Source organism: Mycobacterium sp. SMC-13 (genome assembly GCF_045311035.1).
In the GTDB taxonomy this organism is placed as follows: Bacteria; Actinomycetota; Actinomycetes; order Mycobacteriales; family Mycobacteriaceae; genus Mycobacterium.
Window position 1 is genome coordinate 133,801 of sequence record NZ_JBJIAI010000012.1, and the last position, 23,301, is coordinate 157,101.

Consider the following 23,301-nt stretch of genomic DNA (forward strand, 5'->3'; position numbering starts at 1 on the left):
CTCGGAGAGGTCACATCATGAGCGTTTGGTTCGTCACCGGAGCGTCCCGCGGATTCGGCCTGGAGATCGCCCGCGAAGCGCTGTCGCGCGGGCACGATGTCGTCGCCACGGCCCGTGATGCCGCGGCCGTCACCGCGGCGCTGCCCGACGCCGGCGATCATCTGCTGGCTGTCCCGCTGGATGTCACCGACGAGGCGCAGGCGCGTGCCGCCGCACAGGCCGCGGTCGAGCGGTTCGGCCGCATCGATGTGTTGATCAACAACGCCGGCCGCGGGCTGCTGGGTGCGGTCGAGGAAGCCGGCGACGCCGAGGTGCGCGCGGTGTACGAGACCAACGTTTTCGGGTTGCTCACCGTGACCCGTGCGGTGACGCCGGTGCTGCGGGCACAGCGCTCTGGCACGATCGTCAACATCTCGTCGGTCGGCGGCTTCGTCAGCTCGCCCGGCTGGGGCGTCTACGCCTCGACCAAGTTCGCCGTCGAGGCGCTGTCGGAAGCGCTGCATGCCGAACTGAAACCCCTTGGCGTGCATGCCATGGTCGTCGAGCCCGGCTACTTCCGCACCGATTTCCTGGACTCGTCGAGCCTGCACACGCAGCAGCACGTCATCGACGACTACGCCGACGGCCCCGCCGGCCAGATGCGCATCACCGCCGGGGAGCGCAACCACGACCAGCCCGGCGACCCGGTGAAGGCCGCGAACGCGATCATCGACGTCGTCGAGTCGGAGCAGCCGCCGGTGCGGCTGCAGCTGGGTCGCGACACCATTGCCGCCGTGGAGGCCAAAATCGCCCACGTGCAGGCTGAACTGGCGCAGTGGCGCGCCGTCGCCGAGTCCACCGACCACGACGATGTCGCCTGAAACCCGTTCCGGGGCGGACGAAGTCACCTTCGCCCGCCCCACCGGTGCGCGCAGCGACCGTATCCATCAGGCCATCCTCGACGCGACATCGGAGCTGCTCGACGAGGGCGGCTTCCCTGCCGCGACGGTCGACGCCATCGCCGCTCGGTCCGGTGCCAGCAAGGCCACCATCTACAAGCACTGGCCGTCGCGGACCGCGGTGGCCGCCGAGGCGTTCGGCACCATGATGGCGCAGGCCCTGCCGCTGCCTGATACCGGCGGCGCGGCAGGCGATCTCACCGAACAGGTCGTGCGCGTCTCGGCGTTCTATGCCAGCGCGCGCGGCGAGGTGTTCGCCCAACTGCTCGCGGCATGCGTCGACGATCCCGCCGGCGCGACGTATTTCCGGGAGTACTTCCTCAGCGGCCGGCGAGCGGCCATCACCACGCTGTGGCAGCGGGCCGCGGATCGTGGCGAGGTCGATGCGACAGTGGACATCAACGATGTCATCGACATCCTGTTCGGGCCCTTGATCTTTCGTCGCATGACCGGGCACTACACGCTGACCGAGGAACACGCCCGGCGGCTGGCTGCGACGGCGTTGCGGGGACTTCTGACCTAGCCGTCCCGGTCAGCGCTTACGCAGCACGACCTCCAACTGCTCGGCGGTGCGCGCCCAGCCGTTGTGGAAGTTGCCGTACTCGTGCGAGGGCAGCAGAGAGTGTTCGATCTTCATCAGCGTCTCGCCCTCGCCGTGGGGTTCGAAGGTGACGTTGACGACGCTGGCCATCGTCGGGTCGGGCCAGTTCGAATTGCTCCACGTGAAACGCAGCAGTCGCGGGCGGTCGATCTCCAGGAAGTGGCCGATGATCAGGACGATGGTGCCCGTGGCGTCGTGGTCGACGTCGAACCGCAGCTTGCCGCCGACATGGGGTTCGACGGTGATGGCGACGCACCGGGACGGGCGTGGGCACATCCAGTCCATCAGCGACTCGACATCGAGCCACTCGCCGAACACCACGTCGGGGACTGCCGGCATGACGCGCTGCACGCGCACGGTGACGGGTTCTGTCATTGACCGTTTCCTTTGCGTCGCAAGCGGTCTGCGAGGGCATCCGCCCGCACCGACCAGAAGTTGGATTGTTCGTTGATCCACTGCTGCGCCATGGTCAGCCCCTCGGGGCGCAGGGACACCCAGCGTTCGCGGCCGCGGACATCGCGTTGTACCAGGCCCGCCGATTCCAGCACGCCGATATGCCGGGAGACGCCGGCGAACGTCATCGGCAGCGGGGCGGCCAGGTCGGTGATGCGCGCATCGCCTTGCCGCAGCGTCTCCAATAGCCGGCGGCGCGTCGGATCTGCCAGGGCGGCGTAGGCCCGGTCTAGCAGCTGATCTTCAACCATCTTGTTGACTATAGCGGCGGATCGTGCTCTCCTGGAACGGTGACGTTCAACAAGTTTGTTTAATGATTCTGTGGAGGAGAGACGCCGTGCAGAAACCCGACATCGTGTCCGCGGCCGAATGGGACGCCGCGCTGGAGAAGATGCTCGTCGCCGAGAAGGAATGGACCCGCCAGCGGGACCAGTTGGCGGCGATGCGCCGCCGCATGCCGTGGACGCCGGTCACCAAGGACTACACCTTCGTCGGTCCGGACGGCGAGCTCAGCCTGGCCGACTTGTTCAGTGGGCGAAGGCAACTCGTGATCTACCGGGCGTTCTTCGAGGAGGGCGTACAGGGCTGGCCCGAGCACGCCTGCCGGGGTTGTTCGATGATCGCCGACAACGTCGGCCATGTGGCCCACCTGAACGCGCGCGACACGACGCTGGCGTTCGCCTCACGCGCGCCGCAGCCCGACATCGCGCGGATGACGGCCCGGATGGGCTGGAAGATGCCCTGGTACACAATCACCGACGACTTCGACGTCGACTTCGGCGTACACGAGTGGCACGGCACCAACGCCTTCATCCGCGACGGTGACGCCATCTACCGCACCTACTTCATCAACAACCGCGGCGACGAGGCGCTCGGCACCTCGTGGAGCTATCTCGACATGACGGCGCTCGGCCGGCAGGAGACCTGGGAGGACTCGCCGCCCGGATACCCGCAGGACCCACCCTACGAATGGTGGGACTGGCATGACACCTACGGCGAGCATCAACCCTCGCGATGGTTCGGCGACCCCGATCCCAGCAAGCCCGACGATCCCCGCCCGCCCCGCACGGAAGGGTGCGCCTCCTGTGAGCGATGAAGCCCATCTCGCGGATCTCTACCAGCAGGCCATGGACCGCATCGTCGAGTTGGTCAGTGCGCCAGATGTTTCCGTCGATACTGCGGTCGCTGCCTGTCCCGGCTGGTCGGTGCGGGATGTGCTGGCACACATGGCCGGCGTCGCGCAGGACTGGGCCGCGGGGCGCCGGGTCGCCCCACCCAACGATGCCCAGACGGCAGCGCAAGTGGCTCGGTTCGATGGCTGCGGCCGCGACGACATCCTGCGGGCCTGGGGCGATGCGGCCGCCGAGCTGCCGCGGCTCGCACGGGAGGGCATCGCGCCGCCGCTCGGCGACATCGTCGTCCACGAACATGACATCCGGGATGCGATCGGCCGACCGGGCGCGCGTGATTCCGCTGCCCTGCAGCAGGTTTCGGATCAGCTCCTGCGTATGCTGGTCACGCCGGTGCCGATGCGTGTGTTCGTCGAGGATGGTGAGTACCGGTGCGGTCCGGACGCGGAACCTGCGGTCGATCTGAAGACGACGCGATTCGAAGCGGTGCGCTGGCGCACCGGGCGGCGCAGCCGTCGTCAGATGGCGGCCATGGCGTGGTCCGGGGACGCGGCGCCGGTGCTCGATCACCTGTACCTGTTCGGACCCGCGACCGCCGATCTCGTTGAGTGACTACGGCCGCGGCGGGGTCAGCAACGCGACGACGGCATCGGTCAGCGCCGCGCGGGCGACATCGAGATCCGACGTGAACCCGATCTGCCGTTCGTTGCTGAGACCGCGGATCGCCGCGGGAAGCAGGCACCGCACCCGGTGCAACTGATGCGGGTCGACGTCGAGCCCTTCCATCAGATAATCGAAACCCTGAATCCAGTCGAGTTCGCGGGCCGCGAAAGCCGCTGCGGTGCGCGGGTATTCGGCGGCGATGTCAGAGCGTCGCGCGGGCAGTGACGTGCGCAGCGCGGTGAGGGCGCGGCCCTCGGTGGTGTCCAGGTAGCGCCACACGGATTCGATGGCGCCCTCCACCCGTTCGCGCAGGGTGCCGCTGCGCGGCGTCTCCGGGCCCGAGGCCCAACTGCGGGAGTGGATTTCGGTGATGACCGCGACCCAGAGCCCGTCCAGGTCGGCGAACTGGTGTTGCACCGTGCCCCAGGTGACGCCCGCATCCTTGGCGATGCGGTTCGCCGACACCGGCTCGCCACCGCTGTCGGCCAGACAGCGGATGGCGACGTCGAGCAGGCGGGCCCGGGTTTCCAGCCCGCGCTTGTTCAGCTTGGTGCCGGCGCCCGACTCCGTGACGACAGCCTGCCACTGCTCGCGGGCGAGGGCCGCCTGCGGGGAGTCGCGGGCCGGACGGTCAGGCAAATCGGCCCGGATTCGCCGCGACGGCCCGGTGCAGCGTCGGCCGGTTGGCCCGGTAGGCCTCGACGACGGGCGCCAGTTCGTGCGGACTGGCCCCGTGCATGATCACCGAATGCACGCCCAGATCATACTGGCGAGCAATGGTTTTCGCGCAGTCCTGCGGCGAGCCCTTGGCGACGGCGTCCAGCCACTCGGTAGGGATCAGCTCGGCGATCCGCTGCAGCGTCTCGAACGACGCGCTGGCATCGATCGGTCCGGCGGTCGCCGCATCCGTGAACAGGTCGGACTGCCGGATGCGATCCCACGTCGCCCGGTCCCAGCCGTTGGCCGAGACCAGGACATCTGGGTACGCCTGCAGGTACGTCGCGAGCCGTCCGACGCCACGCCGGATCTGGTCGTCCTCGGACAACGCATCGGGGACCGTCGCCAAGCAGGCCCAGATGCGGACACTGTCCGGATCCCGGCCGGCCTTCTCCGCGCCGCGGCGTACCGCGGCGACAGACTTCTCCGTCGCCTCGTCGGAGAAGAACGTATGCAGCACAACGAAATCCGCAATCTCGCCGGCCAGTTCCATGGTCTTCGGGCCAACCGCCACCAGGCCGATCGGCGGCCCGTCTTCCAGGCCGTTCACGTGGCGCAGCATGGGCCACTTCCCGGCTGGGCCGTCGTGATCGAGGATCATCTCGCCGGCCCAGAGGCGGCGCAGGATGCCGAAGAAATCGCGCAGCCGCGCCTCGGTCACGACCGGCAGGCCGATCGCCTGCCAGTAGGGCCCCATCCCGCGGCCGAAGGCCATGGCGAACCGGCCCTCGGTCAGGGCATGCATCGTCGACCCGATGGTCGCGGTGACCGTGGGGTGCCGGGTGTGGTGATTGGTCGACGGCGCGATGCCCAGCGTCGTGCTGGCGCCTGCCACCGCGCCGCTGAGGACGCCCGCGTCCTTCACGGTGAAGCGCTCACCGATGTGGCAGGAGCCCAACCCGAGCGCCTCGGCATCCCGAGCTTCGGGTAGCACCACGCGGGTGTCCGCGGGATGCCGGGTGACGGCGTAGTAGCCGAGCTCGTTGAGCTGGTCCTGCGTGCTCATGGTGCGCCTTTCATCGGAGACGCTTAGCACTGTTAACCATCTAGTGGGTAATTGTCAATGAGGGTTCTCAATAACTTGGAGCGTCTGCCGATGTACCCGCCGCGTCGATGCTCGGGAACCGGGCATGCAATCGGTCGATCAGGAACCTGGCCTCGTCGAGGTCGCGCCGCAGCTCTCGGGCGCGCCGGCGCATCGATCGCGCCCGCTCTGACCAGGCCGTCGCATCGGGCAGGGACTCGACCCGGGCCAGCCTGGATGCGAGGTCCCAGGCATGCCTACGCAGCTCGGCGCGCAATGCCCGAGCTTGTGCCACATCGGCATCTTCAGTCACGCCGCCATATTTACATGACGGTCAATTGGCCGCATGGTCAAATGATTAGATTGACTTTGAATCGTGGTCTACAGCGGGCGCACCACCCGGGCCGGCGACCCGACGGCCAGCACACGCGGCGGCAGGTCGCGGGTGACGACCGAACCGGCACCCACGACGGTGCCGGCACCGATCGTGACGCCGGGGCACACGATGACGCCGCCGCCGAGCCACACGTTGTCACCGATCGTGATGGGCTCGGCTGCTTCCCACTTGTCTCTCCGGGGCCCCGGCTCGAGCGGGTGAGTGGCCGTCAACAGCTGCACGTTGGGTCCGATCTGGACGTCGTCGCCGATGCTGATCCGCGCGACATCGAGCAGGATGAGCCCCCAGTTCGCGAAAGTGCGTGCACCGATGGTCGTTTGGTAGCCGTAGTCGCACTGCAGCGGCGGCCGGATCTCACTGCCGTCCCCGAAAGCGCCGAGGAGTTCTCGGAGTAGACGGTTGCGTTCCTCGAGGTCGGTGGGATCGAGCGCGTTGATCCGGTGGGTGAGCCGCTGTGCGTGTTTGGACTCGCGGATCAATTCGGGATCATCGGCGAGGTACAGGTCACCAGCGAGCATGCGGTCGCGCATCGAACGAGCCATGACTCCACGTTAGGTGCGCCCAGCCGGGTGAACCTTTTTGACGGCTGATTCGTTCAATTGATATGAGCATCATCGACTTCCGCCGTCGGCGCCCCGCCGCGCCGACCTTCGTGGTGGTCGACCGTCTGCACGGCCGGCGTGCCGAAGAGGTGCCCGGAGAACAGATCGCCGCCACCGTGTCGTCGTGGCTGGCCGAACTGGGGGTGGACAGCCCTCTCATCGATGCACTGGAATCGGCCGCGCAGAACCAGGACTGGCCGACCGTCTACGCCCTCGGGGAGCGGCTGTCGGTCGACGTCATGGTCGCGTAGCCGAAACCCGCACGCGGTCGTCGGACATCGCGCACAGTGGGTGCATGACAAAGTTGCGCGTTGGGAATGCCTGTGCCGCACTCGGCTTGGTCATGTTGTCGGCGCCCGTCGCAGCGGCGACGCCGCCCGAGGGTGACGTCGTGCGGACCGACCTGGCGCGCGGCGACACCACGGCTCCGGTGGACATCGACACCGGGGGCGCGCCGTCGACCCTCATCATTCAGGGACTGAAGTTGGCGCCGGGCGCCAGCAGCGGCTGGCACACGCACCCCGGCACCGAATATTCGGTGATCAACACCGGTGGGGTCGTGCTGCAGACCGCGGGCGATTGCGCGGGAACTGAGTTTGGCAGTGGCCAAGCGGTTTTCATTCCCGCTGGGGTACCGCACCGGGTTGCCAACGAGAACACCGGTGCCGCCGACGTCGTCGTCACCTATACGGTGCCCGTCGATGTCCCGCTGCGGGTCGATGCCCCCGACGCCTGCGCCGGCTGAGCTCAGCCCAGCGCCAGCTTGGTCGGCGCGCCGTCCATGCTCGACAGGTTCTTCTGCTGCCAGTAGTCGGCGACACCCTCCGGCCCCTTCTTCTCGGCCCAGGTGTCGAGCAGCACGCGCTCGGACTCGACCGACATGAGCGGCACGCCGAAACCACATGAGGTCTGGACGATGTCCACGCTCAGGTCATAGATCTGACGGGCACTGATGTGCGGCGGGAACTGGCTGTAGAGCTCATCCCAGTCCGCGTCGCCGGGCGCGACCTCACGGGCGGTGCCATACAGCCGCAGGATCATCGGCTCACGCTCGAACGAGCAGAACATCAACGTCATTCGCGGGTTGTCGAGCAGGTGCGCCGAGGTCTCGTTGCCGCTGCCGGTCAGATTGAGCCAGGCCACCCGATGTGGCCCGAGGACGCGAAGCGAGTCCAAGCCCTTCGGCGACAGGTTGACCCGGCCGTCGCGCGCTGCGGTCGCCACGAAGTAGATGCTCTGCGCGGCGATGAACGTGCGGAACCGGTCGTTGATCTCCGGGAACTGCTTGGCCATGTGGGCATGCTTGCACGCGGGACAGGCCGGGGGCGAGCGAGTTTCAGATGCCGGGATGGGTCGCCCGTCCGCGCGGCTACGGAGCTGCGTGGGTGGCTGTGTCGTGATGCAGCTGGACGGCGGGCGCGACCCAACGACGGAGGAACGCGCGTAACTCCTTGCCGTGGCGGTCAGGGCCGCCGGGATCCAGGATGAACGACTGCAGTGTGCGCAGCATGAACTCGACGAGCTCATCGAGTTGCCGGCCACTGAATCCGGCTGCAGGCCAATCGACTTGGAAACGTTCGAGGATGGAGCGGCCGAAGGAAATCGCCGTCTCGGAGGTGACGCCCGCGGCGAACGCACTCGCCCTGCCGGGATGCATGACCAGGCTCAGGTACCGGTCGTTGGGGAGCTGTTCCAAGGTGTAGGCGATGCCTTCGATCACGGCGTCGGTGGGGTCGGTGATCGACTGCAGGTCGTCGGCCAAGCGGTCCAGAAAGCCTTCGACGGCCGACAGCGCGGTGCCCGCCATCAGCGCGTCGAGCGTCGGGAAATAGCGGTACACGGTCTGCCGGGTGATCCCGAGTTCGGTGGCCACATCGGACACGCTCACCGAACCACGCGCGTCGATCGACGAGCGGGCCGCGCTGACAATGCGGCGAACCGCCTCCGCGTCGTCGACGGGAATGTCACCAGACCAGCCGTGTCTGCGCATCACCGCATACTTCCATCCCGCCGCTCATCGCTGAACGTCACCGACTCTTGACCATACATAGTGCCACTGATGTATGGTCCGAATATTGCCGAACGTGAAATGAGGTCAGCAATGACGGCGATCACCGAAGGACCGGTCAGCAATCAGGACGAGGCACTGACCAGGCGCGCCTTGCGTCATGCGGTCGACAAGACGACGGACATGGCTGACCGTGAACTCCGGGTGCCGTTGCACTACTACCGAGATCCGAAGATCACGGAAATCGAGGAGTCGCAGGTGCTGCGCCGGGTGCCGCTGGCGATCGTGCCGTCGGCCCAGATTCCCAACGTCAACGACTACGTCGTGCGCTCGGTGTTGGGCGACTCGCTCCTGGTGACCCGCGACCGTGACGGTGTCAGTCACGTCTTGCTGAACTACTGCCGGCATCGCGGCGCGAAGCCGGCCTGCGGCGCCGGTAACGCCGCCCGGTTCACGTGCCCGTACCACGCGTGGAGCTACAAGAACACCGGCGAGCTGTTCACGGTTCCCGGCAGGGCGGGGTTCGATTCGATGGACAAGGCCGATTACGGACTTGTTGAGCTGCCGAGCCAGGAGCGACATGGCTTCATCTGGGCCGTGCTGACTGCCGGCGCCGACATCGACGTCGATGGCCATCTCGGGTCCATCGGGCCGGAACTCGAACTAATGAACTATGCCGCATACGGCTACCACACGGAGAAGGAGTTCCAGTCCCAAGTGTCGTGGAAGGGCGCCCTGGAAGCGTTCGCCGAGGGGTATCACTTCCCATTTGTCCACGGCGAGAGCGTGATTGGGCAGAACACCCTGCCCAACACCGGGGTTTACGACGAGTACGGCAAGCACCATCGCATCGGCTTTCCCTTCACCTGGGTTGCCACCCTGGCCGAGGACCCGTCGGGGTCGTGGGACCCGCATCAGAACATGGGCGTCATCTACTGGATCTATCCCAATCTGATCCTGGCGAACAGCCCGGTCGGCGTCGAGATCATCGACATCCTGCCGGCCGGCGAACCGACCCGGTGCACGGTCCGGCACAGCTGGATGGGACGCGTGCCGGCCACCACTGATGAGATGCGCGCGGTCTACGACCAGGTGTACGACAACGTCCACGCCGCGGTCGTCGACGAGGACTTCGCCATGCTGCCCCAGTGCGGGGAAGGCGTCAGGCACGGCCAGCACGACCACATGATCATCGGCCGCAACGAGATTGGCGTGCAGCACATGATCAGGGTGTTCGCCGAGGAGCTCGGCGTGGCCCTCGGGTAAGTACGCGCAATCCGCGGTCCCACGAGCGTCCGGGCGCTAGATTCGTGCCAAACCCGGACCGAAGAAGGTACCCATGCCGAACTCTCGCGGCCTGTTGCTCAACCCGAACGATTTCGACCCTCAGCAATTCGATCCCGAGACGCGGCGTCAGTTGCGAGCGCTGATCGATTGGTTCGAGGATCGCGGCAAGGCGCGGTTGCTGCAGGACGATCTGGACGCGACCTGGGTCGCCGACTTTCTCGAATTCATCAAGCGGGAGCGCGTTTTCGCGACGTTCCTGACGCCGTCGGAGTTCGCCGACGGTGATCCGAACAAGCGCTGGGACACCTCGCGCAATGCCGTGCTCAGCGAGATCCTCGGGTTCTACGGGCTCGCGTACTGGTACGCGGAACAGGTCACCATCCTCGGCCTCGGCCCGATCTGGCAGAGCGACAACATCAAGGCCAAGGAGCGGGCCGCCGCCCAGCTCGAGGCGGGCGGGGTCATGGCGTTCGCGCTGTCCGAACGCGAGCACGGCGCCGACATCTACAACACCGACATGCTGCTGACGCCGACGTCCGACGAGGGCGTCGTGTTCCGGGCGTCGGGGGAGAAGTACTACATCGGCAACGGCAACGTCGCGGGCATGGTGTCGGTGTTCTCGCGCCGCACCGACGTCGACGGGCCCGACGGCTACGTGTGGTTCGTCGCGGACAGCGGCCATCAGGACTATCAACTGATCGACAACGTCGTGCACGGCCAGATGTTCGTCAGTACGTTCCGGCTCAACGACTATCCGGTGCACGAGGAGGACATCCTGTGCACCGGGCCGGAGGCGTTCTCGGCGGCGCTCAACACCGTCAACGTCGGCAAGTTCAACCTGTGCAGCGGCTCGATCGGTATGTGCGAGCACGCCTTCTACGAGGCGATCACGCACGCCAACAACCGGATCCTCTATGGCAACCCGGTGACCGACTTCCCGCACGTGCGTGCGTCATTCGTCGACGTCTACGCCCGGTTGATCGCGATGAAGCTGTTCAGCGATCGCGCCATCGACTACTTCCGCAGCGCCGGTCTCGACGACCGTCGCTACCTGCTGTTCAACCCCGTCACCAAGTCCAAGGTCACCTCCGAGGGTGAGCGCGTCATCACCCTGCTTTGGGATGTGCTGGCCGCCAAGGGATTCGAGAAGAACACCTACTTCAACGAGGTCAACCGCCTCATCGGTGCGCTGCCCCGGCTCGAGGGCACGGTGCACGTCAACGTCGCGCAGATCCTGAAGTTCATGCCGAACTACATGTTCAACCCGGCGAGCTACCCGGAGATCGGCACCCGCGACGACGCGGCCGATGACGTGTTCTTCTGGGCGCAGGGGCCCGCGCGCGGTGCCTCCAAGGTGCAGTTCGCGGACTGGGCGCCGGTGTACGAGCGGAACCTCGCGGTGCCGAACGTGGCCCGCTTCTACGAGCAGGTGCAGGCCTTCAAGGACCTGCTGCTGACCGCGGCGCCCGACGCCGACCAGCAGCGCGACCTCGACTTCGTTCTGGTCGTCGGGCATCTGTTCACGCTCGTCGTCTACGGGCAGTTGATCCTGGAACAGGCCGAACTGACCGGTCTCGACCACGACCTGCTGGATCAGATCTTCGACTTCCAGATCCGTGACTTCTCGTCGTATGCCGTTGCGCTGCACGGCAAGCCGAGTTCAACGGTGGCGCAACAGGAGTGGGCCTTGGCGGCGATCCGCAAACCGATTGCCGATGTGGGTCGTTTCGACCGGGTCTGGGAACAGGTGGCGGCGTACGACGGTGCGTACGAGATGCGGCCCTAGGGGCCTCTCAGGGGCGGAACTGGTCGGCCAGCCGCCGGACGCAAATGCCTTGCGCGCGTTGGCTTGACAACGGAGTCGGTGTCCGTAATTGCTGGTCGACCCATTGTTGGACTGTGCATTCGGACTTGACTGGTGCTCGGGAGACCCACAAGCCCGATGGAGGCTGACTCCGCTAGAAGAGCGTTGGCGGCCCGCTACTCCTGTGGGGATTGCGATCACCAGGCTGCTGACGTCCGTCGCGGATCTTTCCGATTGCCGCGTCAATGTTGATGTAGCGGAGTGACGTGCGGGTCGCGCCCAGTATCATCGGCCCTTGTCGCTGATGGATCTCCTCAATCTTGCGCCAATGGGGCATGAGAATCTCCAACTGTTCCCATGGAGCGACCGCCTCCTTGCCTGACAACGTGACCAGCCTCAGTCCGTACTCCTTGACGAGCTGCAGCAAACTCAGATGCGTTTGAATATCGGCATCCCGTGTGATTGCGACCCAACCACGTTCGGCGACCGCAGGGATCCATTCGCGATCTTTAGCGCGCTGAGGAATTTCGCACGGCGGACGTGCGTGTCGTTTGATCGTCCGCCCTGGGTCGGCAGGATAAGTGCAGTCCGCGCGGAGTCGGCAGACGACGTGCGCCAGCCCGAGGATATCTGCGTCGAAATAGAAGCGGACTTCAGCATTCTTCACGGGCAAATGGCTCTTTGTTAGTCGCCTATGCCGACTTGACTTCAAGCTCGTACGCGACGGCAAGTTCCACATCGCGAATATCTAGATTGAACTCCTCAGCGATCTCGTCATAGCCGTAACCGTCGTCGGAGTACTCCTTGATGATCGATGTGCTGATGCCATTTACGGACGGACGACCAAACCGCGAATCGGGGTCAATGACCACAGGAGAATCCGTGCCCGCGGGCCGCCATAAGACGGCTTCATCGCTTTCGAAGGTCACTCGATCAAGAAAGCTCTGAGCGGCCGGAGTCCGTAGGAGGAGCTGACCATCGGTCGGCGCGTAGAGCCAGTACTCCGGGGGGAGCTCGCTTTCCTGTTGAGCCTCCACCAAAAGGCGCCCGTTCAGAGCCCACGGACGCTCGGACGCTAGAGGGTAGGGGTGACCCGTTTTCTCACGTAGGACGGCGATGAAACGACGGACCTCGTCGAGGTCAACGTTTCGCTGGCGGTACTGACTGAGTAGTCCAGCCTCAACAAACTCTGCCCATGTCACCGTCCGCCGCTTCGTTGGTTCGGGGCGGATCACGGGCTGATATATGTGACCGTCTCGGGTGGTCTTGCCTTCCAACCAGTAGTGCAATGTCCCCTGTGCGACCCGCAGTAGGCGAGCAGCTTCGGCCTCCGAATACATCTCTCGGTCTAATACCGATAGTGGGGGAGCCATGCCGAGATTGTGGCAGACATCGGTATCTGCCACCCCAAGACCGTTGAAGCTGTCTCTATTCTGCACTTCTATCGATACCTCACCCCGAACCTGCTGTTGGAGGCGCTGCGGCTACGTCTTCGATCATACATTCGAATGCGATGGGTGTGTGGAACCAGTTGGTTGGCTTTGCATGGCGCAACCGTCCATGAGTTGCCGTGCGCGCCAATGGTCAGTGCAGAGGACGAAACACCGGCAGCGCCCGGTACCGCACGGTGAAGCTGGCCTCGCTCAGCGCTTCTCCCACCTCGCCGTCGTAGGCGACGGTGGTGGGTCCGTCGACCGCGACGAACCGGAACTCCGGCACCTGCAGTTCGTGATACAGCGGACTGCGTTCCAGCCGGCCCAACAGAACCGCCGTCGCGATGCGCAGCCGGCTGAACCGGCGCCCGGTTTCCAGGATTCGGACGTCGATCAGGCCGTCATCGAGGCGCGGCCGCACCGACGGGGCGAAGCCGGACGGGAAGTACGTCGAGTTGCCCAGGAAGAACAGTTCGGTCTCAAGTGTCTTGTCGTCGTAGCTGATTCGTACCGGGGCTTCCTTGCGCAGCGTCAGGTACAACGCGTACATGCCGGCCAGGCGTTTGCCCATCCGCCGTTCGAGCTTCTCGCGCGTGCGCACGTAGTTCGGGTAGGCGCCGATGCTGGCGGTGTTGATCACCATGCGTTTCTCGTTGAGGCACACCAGATCCACGTAGGCCGCGGAGCCTTCGGCGATGGCCTCCACGGTGCGGGCCACCGAATCGCAACCGATGTCCTTGGCGAAGTGGTTGAACGTGCCGCCCGGGAACACCGCCAGCGGCACGCCGGCCTCGACGGCGATGCCCGCCGCGCATGCCACCGTCCCGTCGCCGCCACCGACCGCGAGCACCTCGGTGCGTGCGGCCGTCTCCCGCAACACTTTCTCGATGTCGTTGTCTTTTTGGAGCTCCACGATTTCCATGCGCGGTAAGGCTTTTCGGGCTTCATCGATGACCCGCTTGCCCGTCCCGTCGCCGGACGCCGGGTTGATCACCAGTGCCACGCCTTCGCCCTCCGGCCTGGGCTCGGTGCGGAACCGCAATGGCTCCGACGTCGGCAGGGTGGTGGCCGGAATGGTCGGGACGATGCGCGCGCCCAGGACCGCGATGGCGGCGCCGATGCCGAAGCCGGCGAACACGTCACCGGGATAGTGCGCGCCGGTGGCCACCCGCGACAGTCCGACCAGGCCGGCGAGCAGTGCCAGCGGCAGACCGGCCGGCGCGGATTCGAGGCCGACGCCCACCGCGAACGCCGCGGCGCTCGCGGAGTGCCCTGATGGCAGGGAATTGGAGGTGGGCACACGCTTGCTCCGCCGGACCAGCGGGATAAGGGTGCGGTCCGGGCGCGGCCGGACCCAGATTCGTTTGGCGAGCTGGTTGGTCACCAGGCTGGTCACCGCGAGGCTGACGACGCCGCGTGCGGCGCCACGTCGCACCGACTGGCTGCCGAACGCGCCCATACCGGCCGCGATGGCGAACCACAGCTTGGAATGGTCGGCGGCCCTGGTCAGGCGGGGCATAGTGGCGTCCAGGAGTGGGCTCGGCGACTCGGCTACTGCTTCGAAGACCTCACGGTCCAAGCTGCCCAGGCCCTTGCCGATCGCGCGCACATCCATGGGGCACAAAGTATCCGTTGTGACGGAGATTCAACCTTCGTGGAGCCGATGACGGGAATCGAACCCGCGTATTCAGCTTGGGAAGCTGATGTTCTGCCATTGAACTACATCGGCATGGTGCCGCTGCAGGATATCAACCCAGCCCGATAGGCTCCCCGCGTGCTCCTCTCAGATCGCGATCTTCGGGCTGAAATCGCTGCTGGACGTCTCGGCATCGACCCGTTCGATGACGCCATGGTGCAACCCTCCAGCGTCGACGTCCGGTTGGACAGCCTGTTCCGGGTCTTCAATAACACCCGCTACACGCACATCGACCCGGCGCAGCAGCAGGACGAGTTGACCACCCTGGTCGAGCCCGCCGAAGGCGAACCCTTCGTGCTGCACCCGGGCGAGTTCGTACTCGGCTCGACACTCGAAACCTGCACGCTGCCACACGATCTGGCGGGCCGTCTCGAAGGCAAGAGCTCACTGGGCCGACTCGGTCTGCTGACGCACTCCACCGCGGGCTTCATCGATCCGGGCTTCTCCGGGCACATCACGCTGGAGCTGTCGAACGTAGCCAATCTGCCGATCACCCTGTGGCCAGGTATGAAGATCGGTCAGCTCTGCCTGCTCCGCCTGACCAGCCCCGCCGAGCACCCCTACGGCAGCGACAAGGTCGGCTCCAAGTACCAGGGTCAGCGTGGCCCGACGCCTTCGCGGTCGTACCTGAACTTCGTCAAGCCCTAGCTTCGTTGACTGCGAACTGACGCAGAACTTTTGCGAGTAGCAGGCTGCCTCGATTCGCAGTCAACGCCACCTGAGTGCTGAGTCCGCGGTGAGGGTGCTCGCTCGTCGGCGTTTCACGCCGTAGGCACAGGCTCAACGCGCAGGGGCCGCCTAAGTGCCGTTGACCCTGTAACCAGGCCAGGGCCTACTCGTACTTCTGCGCCCTCACGTCAGGGTCAACGAAAACCCCAGAACTCAGCCACCCGGCATCGGGTTCACCGGCGCGACCGGGCTGGTGGGAATCGTCGTGGTCGTGGTCGGCACCGTCGAGGAAGTAGTGGTCGTGGTCGACGGAGTAGTAGACGTCGGGGAAGTGGACGTCGAAGTCGCGCTCGATGACGTCACCGGCGGCGCCACCGGCACGCCCGTCGTCTCGGTGACGGTCGCGGTCGACGTCGAAGTAGACGGCGACGAAGACGAAGTAGAACCAGCGGGGGCAAGCACCGCACACGCCACGCGTCCGCCGGCATCGCCCGTCGCCAACGTCTCAGCGTCCGGCCCAGGTGTGCCGCTGTGCGTGTAGCGCGGCGGGATGTTGGCGAAGTTGTCCGGCCCCTGGTGGATGATCAGCGCACTGCCTTCGGGCCCCTTCAGACCCGCTTCGGTGAAGGCGTCGGTCGTGGCGACGACCTTGCCGGTGCCGTCACCGCGGATGTTCAGCGGCGTCAGGTCACCGCTCGCCGGATGCCCGGTATGCCCGGCGACCTGCAGATGGCCGCCGGCTGAGGTGAAGTCGCCCTCGCACTTGCCGACGGAGTGAATGTGCATGCCGTGGCTACCGGGGGCGAGGATGCCGCCGCCGGTGGTCTCCACGGTCACGGTGGCGTAGCCGTCGGTGAAGTCGATCGAGGCATTGGCGACGGGTCTGCCGTCGGATGTCTTCAGCACGACGTTCAGCGCGGACGGATTGGCCTGGGTCCAGGTCGTGGGCGGCGCCGAGGTCGATGATTTCGACGTGTTCTGGTTGGAGGAGTTGCAGGCGGCCAGCACAAAAACGGGTGCAGTGAGCAGGGCGGCAGCTGCAGTTGTGCGCTTCAACATGAACACCCTGATACCCGGAACCACCAGCGTCTAACCGCCACTTGTTTCACGGGGAACCACGGCCCAAACACCCATGTGAGGCTGGTGTAACACGTCGGAAACGCAGTCGCCGCGCGCCGGAAACGCCGCCGATACATCCTCGTCAAGATTGTCGAAGGAGTCTCACGTGCAAGGCATCGATCCCGCCGCCACCGCTTGGCTGCTCGCCAGCACCGCTCTCGTCCTGCTGATGACGCCGGGCCTGGCCATCTTCTACGGCGGCATGGTCCGCACGACCGGCGTGCTCAACATGATCATGATGAGCTTCATCTCGATTCCGCTGGTCACGGTGGCGTGGCTGGTGCTCGGGTACACGCTGGCCTTCTCCGACGGCGACGGTTTCCTCGGCAACCTCGAACACTTCGGCATGCTCGGCATCAGCCCCAGCACCACGCACGGCGCCGTCCCGGAGCTGCTGTTCGCCACCTTCCAGCTGACATTCGCCGTCATCACCGCCGCCCTGATCAGCGGCGCCATTGCCGACCGCGCCAAGTTCTCGGCGTGGATGGTCTTCGTGCCGATCTGGGCGATCGTCGTCTACAGCGTCATCGCGCACTGGGTCTGGGGTCCGGACGGCTGGCTCGCCAAGATGGGCGCGCTGGACTACGCGGGCGGCCTGGTCGTCGAGATCGCGTCGGGCGCCTCGGCGCTGGCGCTCGCCATCGTCCTGGGCCCGCGCATCGGCTTCAAGCAGGACGCCATGCGCCCGCACAACCTGCCGTTCGTTCTGCTCGGTGTCGGTCTGCTGTGGTTCGGCTGGTTCGGATTCAATGCGGGCTCGGCGCTGGCCGCGAACGGCACCGCCGCCGCGATCTTCCTCAACACCCTGGTCGCCGGCTGTCTCGGCATGCTGGGCTGGCTCACCGTCGAGCAGGTGCGTGACGGTAAGCCGACGACGTTCGGCGCGGCGTCCGGCGTCGTCGCCGGCCTGGTCGCGATCACCCCGTCGTGCGGTACGGTCAACACGCTGGGCGCGCTCATCGTCGGCCTGCTGGCCGGTGTGGTCTGCTCGTTCGCGGTCGGCCTCAAGTTCAAGCTCAATTACGACGACTCGCTCGACGTCGTCGGCGTGCACTTCGTCGGCGGTGTCGTCGGCGTCGTGCTGATCGGCCTGCTGGCGACGGATGTCATGACCGGCGGCGTCCGCGGCCTCTTCTACGGCGGCGGATTCGCCCAGCTCGGTAAGCAGTTGCTCGCGATGGCCGTCGTCGCGGCGTATGCCTTCACGGCGACGTTCGTCCTCGGCAAGATCATCGACAGGGTCATGGGTTTCCGGCTCAGCGCCGAGGACGAGACCGCCGGCGTCGACTTCACCCAGCACGCCGAAACGGCCTACGCGGAGGGCGTGCACGGCCACCTGGGCACCCGCCGGCCGACGGGTTCCAGCTCGCTGACCGATCTGTTGAAGCAGCCTCGCCCGGACGCCGAGGACGCCTGAAACTGCTTAGGTCATCTACGCCGAACGCGGGTAGGGTTGAACCACCGGCATTGGCGGGACCATGTGAGCCAGCGCCGCGGCAAGAACTGCATCGTGGCTCCATGAGCTGGGGGAATCGGTAACGACTCCGCCGTTCGCTGCGATGAAGTATCTGGTTGTGGCCTGCGCGGCAGGGGATTCTCGGTGTCGGCCTAGATAGCGTAGCGAACACTATTGGAGGGTCAGTGGACATCGTTCTGGGTGTGTCTATGACGCCAACCACGGTGCGTATGGCGCTGGTTGAGGGTGAAAAGGCCGACGGCGAGATCGTCGACCACGATATTTTCGAAACGCAGACGGCCGACGGTTCAGCAACGCCGGTTGAGCAGGTTGTCAGCGCGATCCTGGGGACCCGGGAGAGCGCCGAGGAAGGCGGCCACCACCTGAAATCGGTGGGCGTCGCCTGGAGTGACCACGACGCCGCCGCGCAGTTGCGCGACGCATTGGACGCCGCCGGCGTCAAGGACGTCATGATGGTCTCGGAGCTGCACGCCGCGGGGTCGCTGGCACAGGCTGCGGGCCGGGCGGTCGGCTACTCGAGCACCGGTCTGCTGTTCGTGGACCGTGACACCGCCACCATGTCCGTCGTCGATGCCGACGGTGCCATCTCGAAGGTGCTGAGCCGCAGCCTGCACAGCACCGACGCCATGGCCGTCCTCGGCGACATGGCAGCCGCCGTCGCCACTGCCGACACCCCGCCGCAGGGCATGTTCGTCGTCGGATCCGGCGTCGACGTCACCGCGGTGCAGGCGCACCTGGCCGAGCTGCTCGACATCCCGGTGAACGCCCCGGGTGACGCCGACCTGGCGCTGGCTCGCGGTGCCGCCCTCGCCTCGGCCAGCGCGCCGATGTTCGACGCGGCCACCGCCGGCCTGGCCTACTCGGCCGCACCGGGTGGTGTCGCTGCCGCGGCTCCGCTGGCGGCGCCGCTGTTGACGGCCGACGAGTTCGGTTTCGACGAGCTGGGCGACGCCCCCGTGGTCGCCGATCAGGGCCGCAAGCCCTTCCTGCTGGTCGGTAGCGCGCTCACCTCGATCTTCGTTGTCGGCGTTGTGGCCCTTGCCATTTCGCTTGCGGTGAGCATCCGGCCGACGGTCGATCAACGGCCCGCGCCCGCACAGGCCGCCATCGTGCCCAGCGCTCCGGTCGTCGCTCCCGCGCCGCCGCCGGCCGCCGTCCCGCCGCCCGCCCCGGCACCGGCAGCTGCCCCCGAGCCGGCGCCCGAGGCGCAGGTTCAGGCTCCGCGCCACGTCGACGCGCCGCAGGTCGTCAAGGAATCCGCGCCGCAGGTGCACGTCTCCGCGCCCGCACCGGAAGCCCCCGCTCCGGCTCCGGCACCCGTCCCGGTGTCGATGCCCGACGTGCCGGCCGCTCCCGTCGAGCCCCCGCCCGCGGCGGTTCCGGCCCCGGCTCCGGCAGTGCTGCCGCCGCCGGTCTACGTGATGCCCGGTCAGCAGCCGCCGGCCTGGAATCCGTGGGTGCCGCGTCCGCAGCAGCCGCAGTGGATCCCGGGCAACAATTACCCGGACTACCCGAGTCGCGGCGGCCGCGGTCACGACGAGGACTACCCCGGCAACTACCCGGGCAATGGCTACCCGGGAAACCAGTACCCCGGCAACGGGTACCCGGGCAACCAGTACCCGGGCGGCTCGAACGGGTACCCGGGCGACTACCCCGGTGACTCCGGCAAGAAGCCGAAGCAGCCCAAGCAGACCTGCTTCCTGATCTTCTGCCAGAAGAACAACTGACGTCCGTCAGGCCGGCGGCTGTTTGTCATCTGCCGTTGGCCTGACGCTCAGTGTCACTTCGCGCCGCGCTCATCACGGCTGCCTATCAAGGCACTATGAGATGCACCGTGTTCGGTACCGGCTACCTCGGGGCGACGCACGCCGCCGGCATGGCGGAGCTCGGCCATGAGGTCCTCGGCGTCGATGTAGACCCCGGCAAGATCGCGAAGCTGGCGGCCGGTGACATCCCGTTCTACGAGCCCGGGCTGCGGAAGATGCTGCGCGACAACATCGAAGCCGGGCGGCTGCACTTCACCACCGACTATGACGAGGCTGCCGAGTTCGGTGACGTGCACTTCCTCGGCGTGGGCACCCCACAGAAGAAGGGGGAGTACGCCGCCGACCTGCGGTACGTGCAGTCCGTCATCGACACGCTGGTGCCGCGGCTGCGCCGGTCCGCGGTGATCGTCGGCAAGTCCACCGTGCCGGTGGGTACCGCCGCCGAACTCGGGGCCCGGGCCCGCGAGCTGGCGCCGGCGGGCATCGACGTCGAGGTGGCGTGGAACCCGGAGTTCCTGCGCGAAGGATTCGCCGTCAAGGACACCCTGCACCCGGACCGCATCGTGCTTGGCGTGCAAGCGGATTCGCAGCGCGCCGAAGCGGCGATCCGGGAGCTGTACGCCCGGATCCTGGAGCGCGGCGTGCCGTTCCTGCTGACCGACCTGCAGACCGCCGAACTGGTCAAGGTCTCCGCGAACGCCTTTCTGGCCACCAAGATTTCCTTCATCAACGCCATCGCCGAGGTGTGTGAAGCGACCAACGCCGACGTCACCGTGCTGGCCGACGCACTGGGCTACGACCCCCGGATCGGGCGGCGATTCCTCAACGCGGGCTTGGGTTTCGGTGGTGGTTGCCTGCCCAAGGACATCCGCGCCTTCATGGCCCGCGCCGGTGAACTCGGCGCCGACCCCGCGCTGACGTTCCTGCGCGAAGTGGACAGCATCAACATGCGCCGGCGTACCCGCATGGTGGAGCTGACCACCAAGGCGTGCGGTGGCACGCTGCTGGGCGCCAACATCGCGGTGCTGGGTGCGGCGTTCAAGCCCGAGTCCGACGACGTGCGTGACTCGCCCGCCCTCAACGTGGCCGGCATGCTGCAGCTCAACGGCGCGGCCGTCAACGTCTACGACCCCAAGGCCATGGACAACTCCCGCCGGGTCTTCCCGACGCTGAACTACTCCACTTCCGTCCTCGAGGCCTGCGACCGCGCCGACGCCGTGCTGGTCCTGACCGAATGGCAGGAGTTCCTGGACCTGGACCCCGAACAGCTGGCGGCCACCGTCCGGGTGAAAGTGGTTGTCGACGGCCGCAATTGCCTCGACGTCGGAAAATGGCAGGCTGCGGGCTGGCGGGTGCACGCCCTGGGCCGCAATCTGACGCCCTGATTTCCGACTGCAGTATGTAGCCCGACGGCGACGGGCGTGCCTAAGCTCGGCTCCATGACGCTGAGGCAACGGCTCAACTGGTTCGCGCTGCACGCCGTCATCCGCAAGCTCGCCGCATACGGCGCGCGGCACGGCGACCTCCAGGGCCGGCTCATCGCCGACCCGGCGGTGCGGACCGACCCCGGCGCGTTCGCCGACGAACTGCGCAGCCGCGGCCGGATGTACCGCGGCCGGGCGGCCTGGATCACCGCGGATCATGCTCTCGTGCACCAGATTCTGCGTTCGGATGACTTCACCGTCACGCAGATCGGCGGGACGCTGCCCGGCGTCCTCGGCTGGCTGGAGAACAAGACCACCGTCAAGGGCCGGCTGCATCCGCTGCTGCCGCCGTCGCTGCTGTCGGTCGACGGCGAGCAGCACACGCGCTACCGCAAGACCGTCTCGGCGGTGTTCACCACGCGGGCCGTCGCGGCATTGCGGGAACGGGTGCAGGAGGCCGCGACCGGACTGATCGACGAGCTCGCGGCGGGGGCCACCGTGGACATCGTGGACAGCTACTGCTCGCAGCTGCCCGTCACGGTGATCGCGGACATCCTCGGGGTGCCCGAGCATGACCGGTCGCGCATCCTCGAATTCGGTGAACTGGCCGCGCCCAGCCTGGACATCGGGCTGACCTGGCAGCAGTACCTCAGCGTCGAGGACGGGTTGGACGGCTTCAACACCTGGCTGGCCACGCACCTCCGCGAGCTCCGGGCCAATCCCGGCGACAACCTCATGAGCCAGCTCATCGCCGCCAGCGACGGGGGCGCCCGGCTCAACGACGAAGAACTCCGGGCCACCGCGGGCCTCGTGCTGGCCGCCGGGTTCGAGACCACGGTGAATCTGCTGGGCAACGGCATCCGAATGTTGTTGCAGCATCCCGATCAACTGGCCCTGCTGCAGGCGCAGCCCGACCTCTGGCCCACCGCCGTCGAAGAGATCCTGCGGCTCGACTCGCCGGTCCAGCTGTCGGCCCGCATCGCCAGGGTGGACGTCGACATCGCCGGGTACCACGTGGGCGCCGGTGAGCCCGTCGTCGTCTACCTGGCCGGCGCCAACCGGGACCCGGCCGTTTTCCCTGACCCGCACCGCTTCGACGTCACCCGCGCCAACGCGGGCAAGCACCATTCGTTCTCGGGCGGACGGCACTTCTGCCTCGGTGCGGCGCTGGCCCGTTCCGAAGGAGAAGTGGGACTGCGGACGTTCTTCGAGCGGTTCCCCGACGCGCAACTCGCGGGCCCCGGTACCCGGCGCGACACCCGCGTGCTCCGTGGCTGGGCGGCATTGCCGATCGCACTCGGGCAGGCGCGTGCAGCGGTACCGTCGTGAAATGGCCTTCCGCACAGCCCTGATCGAGGAAACCGCCGCATTCGGCGACATCATCCGCAAAGCCGACCTGGATACGCCGGTACCCAACTGCCCGGGCTGGTCCCTCAAGCAGCTGTTCAAACACGTCGGCCGTGGCAACCGCTGGTGCGCGCAGATCGTCGCCGAGCACCGCAAGGAGGCACTCGATCCCCGCGAGGTTCGGGACGGGAAACCGCCGGAGGACCTCGACGCTGCCATCGACTGGCTGAATGCCAGTGCGCAGGCCCTGGTCGACGCCGTCGAACACGTCGGGTCGGATGCGAAGGTGTGGACGTTCCTCGGGCCGAAGCCCGCCGGATGGTGGATCCGGCGTCGCGTGCACGAGCAGACCGTGCACCGCGCCGATGCCGCTCTGGCGCTGGGCCTCCCGTTCGTGCTCGATCCCGAGCTGGCCGCCGACGGGGTGACCGAGACGCTGGAGCGCGTGGCGCTGATGGCGCCCGCCGGGGATCCGCCGCTGGAGCGTGGGCGGTCGCTGCACCTGCATGCCGCGGAATCCGAACTCGGCCCCACCGGCGAGTGGCTGGTGGTCAACGACGAGGACGGGTTCGGCTGGTCGCATCAGCACGCCAAAGGTGATGCGGCAGTGCGGGGTCCGGTGACCGGGCTGCTGCTGGCCGTCAACCGCCGGCAGACGGTCGAGGAGGCCGGCCTGGAGGTGATCGGCGACGCCGCCGTGTGGCAGCGCTGGGTCGACCACTCGGCGTTCTGAGGTCAGGTAGGTT

At 66.8% G+C, this 23,301-nt stretch carries 26 protein-coding genes and 1 tRNA gene; 14 read left to right on the forward strand and 13 right to left on the reverse strand.

What is annotated here, in order from left to right; genetic code table 11:
• Positions 1 to 17 precede the first annotated feature (17 nt).
• Together ACJH6I_RS18865 and ACJH6I_RS18870 are read left to right on the forward strand one after the other, a co-directional pair.
• Positions 18 to 860: an oxidoreductase gene (locus tag ACJH6I_RS18865; RefSeq protein ID WP_318984711.1), complete on the forward strand. Its 843-nt coding sequence runs from the start codon at positions 18 to 20 to the stop codon at positions 858 to 860.
• A complete protein-coding gene (locus tag ACJH6I_RS18870) occupies positions 850 to 1,461 on the forward strand; it encodes a TetR/AcrR family transcriptional regulator (RefSeq protein ID WP_318984710.1) in 612 nt (203 codons plus the stop codon). Before ACJH6I_RS18865 ends, ACJH6I_RS18870 begins: the two co-directional genes overlap by 11 nt.
• 9 nt (positions 1,462 to 1,470) lie before the next feature.
• Here ACJH6I_RS18870 and ACJH6I_RS18875 read toward each other — a convergent pair whose 3' ends face one another.
• Together ACJH6I_RS18875 and ACJH6I_RS18880 are read right to left on the reverse strand one after the other, a co-directional pair.
• The gene (locus ACJH6I_RS18875) at positions 1,471 to 1,914 is read right to left on the reverse strand and encodes an SRPBCC domain-containing protein (protein ID WP_318984709.1); all 444 of its coding nucleotides are present in this window, start codon (positions 1,912 to 1,914) and stop codon (positions 1,471 to 1,473) included.
• A complete protein-coding gene (locus tag ACJH6I_RS18880) occupies positions 1,911 to 2,243 on the reverse strand; it encodes a helix-turn-helix transcriptional regulator (RefSeq protein ID WP_212808055.1) in 333 nt (110 codons plus the stop codon). The genes ACJH6I_RS18875 and ACJH6I_RS18880 overlap by 4 nt, the downstream gene beginning before the upstream one ends.
• An 86-nt stretch (positions 2,244 to 2,329) precedes the next feature.
• On the opposite strand from ACJH6I_RS18880, the gene ACJH6I_RS18885 reads away from it, so the two are divergent.
• Together ACJH6I_RS18885 and ACJH6I_RS18890 are read left to right on the forward strand one after the other, a co-directional pair.
• Positions 2,330 to 3,088, forward strand: coding sequence for a DUF899 domain-containing protein (locus ACJH6I_RS18885; RefSeq protein WP_318984708.1), 759 nt, complete (start codon positions 2,330 to 2,332; stop codon positions 3,086 to 3,088).
• Positions 3,078 to 3,734, forward strand: coding sequence for a maleylpyruvate isomerase N-terminal domain-containing protein (locus tag ACJH6I_RS18890; RefSeq protein WP_318984707.1), 657 nt, complete (start codon positions 3,078 to 3,080; stop codon positions 3,732 to 3,734). Before ACJH6I_RS18885 ends, ACJH6I_RS18890 begins: the two co-directional genes overlap by 11 nt.
• Here ACJH6I_RS18890 and ACJH6I_RS18895 read toward each other — a convergent pair whose 3' ends face one another.
• The 4 genes from ACJH6I_RS18895 to ACJH6I_RS18910 all read right to left on the reverse strand — a co-directional run bounded on the left by ACJH6I_RS18895 (position 3,735) and on the right by ACJH6I_RS18910 (position 6,465).
• Positions 3,735 to 4,424 (reverse strand): TetR/AcrR family transcriptional regulator, encoded by a 690-nt coding sequence (locus tag ACJH6I_RS18895; protein WP_318984706.1) that lies wholly within the window; start codon positions 4,422 to 4,424, stop codon positions 3,735 to 3,737.
• Entirely contained in the window at positions 4,417 to 5,508 is a 1,092-nt protein-coding gene (locus ACJH6I_RS18900; protein WP_318984705.1) for a TIGR03857 family LLM class F420-dependent oxidoreductase, read from the reverse strand. The genes ACJH6I_RS18895 and ACJH6I_RS18900 overlap by 8 nt, the downstream gene beginning before the upstream one ends.
• A gap of 67 nt (positions 5,509 to 5,575) precedes the next feature.
• Complete coding sequence (locus ACJH6I_RS18905; RefSeq protein ID WP_318984704.1) at positions 5,576 to 5,839, reverse strand: hypothetical protein; 264 nt, start codon at positions 5,837 to 5,839, stop codon at positions 5,576 to 5,578.
• A gap of 68 nt (positions 5,840 to 5,907) precedes the next feature.
• Entirely contained in the window at positions 5,908 to 6,465 is a 558-nt protein-coding gene (locus ACJH6I_RS18910) for a sugar O-acetyltransferase (RefSeq protein WP_318984703.1), read from the reverse strand.
• A gap of 62 nt (positions 6,466 to 6,527) precedes the next feature.
• On the opposite strand from ACJH6I_RS18910, the gene ACJH6I_RS18915 reads away from it, so the two are divergent.
• Both ACJH6I_RS18915 and ACJH6I_RS18920 read left to right on the forward strand, forming a co-directional pair.
• Complete coding sequence (locus tag ACJH6I_RS18915) at positions 6,528 to 6,776, forward strand: hypothetical protein (protein ID WP_073696691.1); 249 nt, start codon at positions 6,528 to 6,530, stop codon at positions 6,774 to 6,776.
• Between the two features lie 44 nt (positions 6,777 to 6,820).
• Positions 6,821 to 7,270, forward strand: coding sequence for a cupin domain-containing protein (locus tag ACJH6I_RS18920; RefSeq protein ID WP_318984702.1), 450 nt, complete (start codon positions 6,821 to 6,823; stop codon positions 7,268 to 7,270).
• A gap of 2 nt (positions 7,271 to 7,272) precedes the next feature.
• Here ACJH6I_RS18920 and ACJH6I_RS18925 read toward each other — a convergent pair whose 3' ends face one another.
• Together ACJH6I_RS18925 and ACJH6I_RS18930 are read right to left on the reverse strand one after the other, a co-directional pair.
• Positions 7,273 to 7,818, reverse strand: a complete 546-nt coding sequence (locus ACJH6I_RS18925) for a pyridoxamine 5'-phosphate oxidase family protein (protein WP_318984701.1) — start codon at positions 7,816 to 7,818, stop codon at positions 7,273 to 7,275.
• A gap of 76 nt (positions 7,819 to 7,894) precedes the next feature.
• Positions 7,895 to 8,515, reverse strand: a complete 621-nt coding sequence (locus ACJH6I_RS18930; RefSeq protein ID WP_318984700.1) for a TetR/AcrR family transcriptional regulator — start codon at positions 8,513 to 8,515, stop codon at positions 7,895 to 7,897.
• A gap of 111 nt (positions 8,516 to 8,626) precedes the next feature.
• Here ACJH6I_RS18930 and ACJH6I_RS18935 point away from each other — a divergent pair, with 111 nt between their 5' ends.
• Both ACJH6I_RS18935 and ACJH6I_RS18940 read left to right on the forward strand, forming a co-directional pair.
• A complete protein-coding gene (locus tag ACJH6I_RS18935; protein WP_318984699.1) occupies positions 8,627 to 9,799 on the forward strand; it encodes an SRPBCC family protein in 1,173 nt (390 codons plus the stop codon).
• A 73-nt stretch (positions 9,800 to 9,872) separates the two neighbouring features.
• Entirely contained in the window at positions 9,873 to 11,606 is a 1,734-nt protein-coding gene (locus ACJH6I_RS18940) for an acyl-CoA dehydrogenase family protein (protein WP_318984698.1), read from the forward strand.
• Between the two features lie 172 nt (positions 11,607 to 11,778).
• On the opposite strand, the gene ACJH6I_RS18945 is transcribed toward ACJH6I_RS18940, so the two are convergent.
• The 4 genes from ACJH6I_RS18945 to ACJH6I_RS18960 all read right to left on the reverse strand — a co-directional run bounded on the left by ACJH6I_RS18945 (position 11,779) and on the right by ACJH6I_RS18960 (position 14,786).
• Positions 11,779 to 12,291 (reverse strand): hypothetical protein, encoded by a 513-nt coding sequence (locus ACJH6I_RS18945; RefSeq protein ID WP_212808069.1) that lies wholly within the window; start codon positions 12,289 to 12,291, stop codon positions 11,779 to 11,781.
• Between the two features lie 25 nt (positions 12,292 to 12,316).
• Entirely contained in the window at positions 12,317 to 13,030 is a 714-nt protein-coding gene (locus ACJH6I_RS18950; protein ID WP_212808070.1) for a hypothetical protein, read from the reverse strand.
• 178 nt (positions 13,031 to 13,208) lie between these two features.
• Positions 13,209 to 14,672, reverse strand: coding sequence for a bifunctional phosphatase PAP2/diacylglycerol kinase family protein (locus ACJH6I_RS18955; RefSeq protein WP_212808072.1), 1,464 nt, complete (start codon positions 14,670 to 14,672; stop codon positions 13,209 to 13,211).
• 40 nt (positions 14,673 to 14,712) lie between these two features.
• Positions 14,713 to 14,786, reverse strand: a tRNA-Gly gene (locus ACJH6I_RS18960).
• Positions 14,787 to 14,831: 45 nt separating this feature from the next.
• Between ACJH6I_RS18960 and dcd the strand changes: the two genes are divergently transcribed.
• Entirely contained in the window at positions 14,832 to 15,401 is a 570-nt protein-coding gene (dcd, locus tag ACJH6I_RS18965; RefSeq protein WP_053854696.1) for a dCTP deaminase, read from the forward strand.
• A 234-nt stretch (positions 15,402 to 15,635) separates the two neighbouring features.
• On the opposite strand, the gene ACJH6I_RS18970 is transcribed toward dcd, so the two are convergent.
• Positions 15,636 to 16,481 carry a superoxide dismutase family protein gene (locus ACJH6I_RS18970; protein WP_318984697.1) on the reverse strand — a complete coding sequence of 282 codons (846 nt, stop codon included), beginning with the start codon at positions 16,479 to 16,481 and terminating at the stop codon, positions 15,636 to 15,638.
• A 166-nt stretch (positions 16,482 to 16,647) separates the two neighbouring features.
• On the opposite strand from ACJH6I_RS18970, the gene ACJH6I_RS18975 reads away from it, so the two are divergent.
• The 5 genes from ACJH6I_RS18975 (at position 16,648) to ACJH6I_RS18995 (ending at position 23,288) form a co-directional block, all read left to right on the forward strand.
• Positions 16,648 to 17,958: an ammonium transporter gene (locus ACJH6I_RS18975; protein ID WP_318984696.1), complete on the forward strand. Its 1,311-nt coding sequence runs from the start codon at positions 16,648 to 16,650 to the stop codon at positions 17,956 to 17,958.
• Positions 17,959 to 18,206: 248 nt separating this feature from the next.
• Positions 18,207 to 19,745, forward strand: a complete 1,539-nt coding sequence (locus ACJH6I_RS18980; protein WP_244872697.1) for a hypothetical protein — start codon at positions 18,207 to 18,209, stop codon at positions 19,743 to 19,745.
• A gap of 95 nt (positions 19,746 to 19,840) precedes the next feature.
• Positions 19,841 to 21,169, forward strand: coding sequence for a UDP-glucose/GDP-mannose dehydrogenase family protein (locus ACJH6I_RS18985; protein ID WP_212808108.1), 1,329 nt, complete (start codon positions 19,841 to 19,843; stop codon positions 21,167 to 21,169).
• A 60-nt stretch (positions 21,170 to 21,229) separates the two neighbouring features.
• On the forward strand, positions 21,230 to 22,537 hold the full coding sequence (locus ACJH6I_RS18990; RefSeq protein WP_212814994.1) for a cytochrome P450: 1,308 nt from the start codon (positions 21,230 to 21,232) through the stop codon (positions 22,535 to 22,537).
• A gap of 1 nt (position 22,538) precedes the next feature.
• Positions 22,539 to 23,288 (forward strand): maleylpyruvate isomerase family mycothiol-dependent enzyme, encoded by a 750-nt coding sequence (locus tag ACJH6I_RS18995; protein WP_212808109.1) that lies wholly within the window; start codon positions 22,539 to 22,541, stop codon positions 23,286 to 23,288.
• Positions 23,289 to 23,301 lie beyond the last annotated feature (13 nt).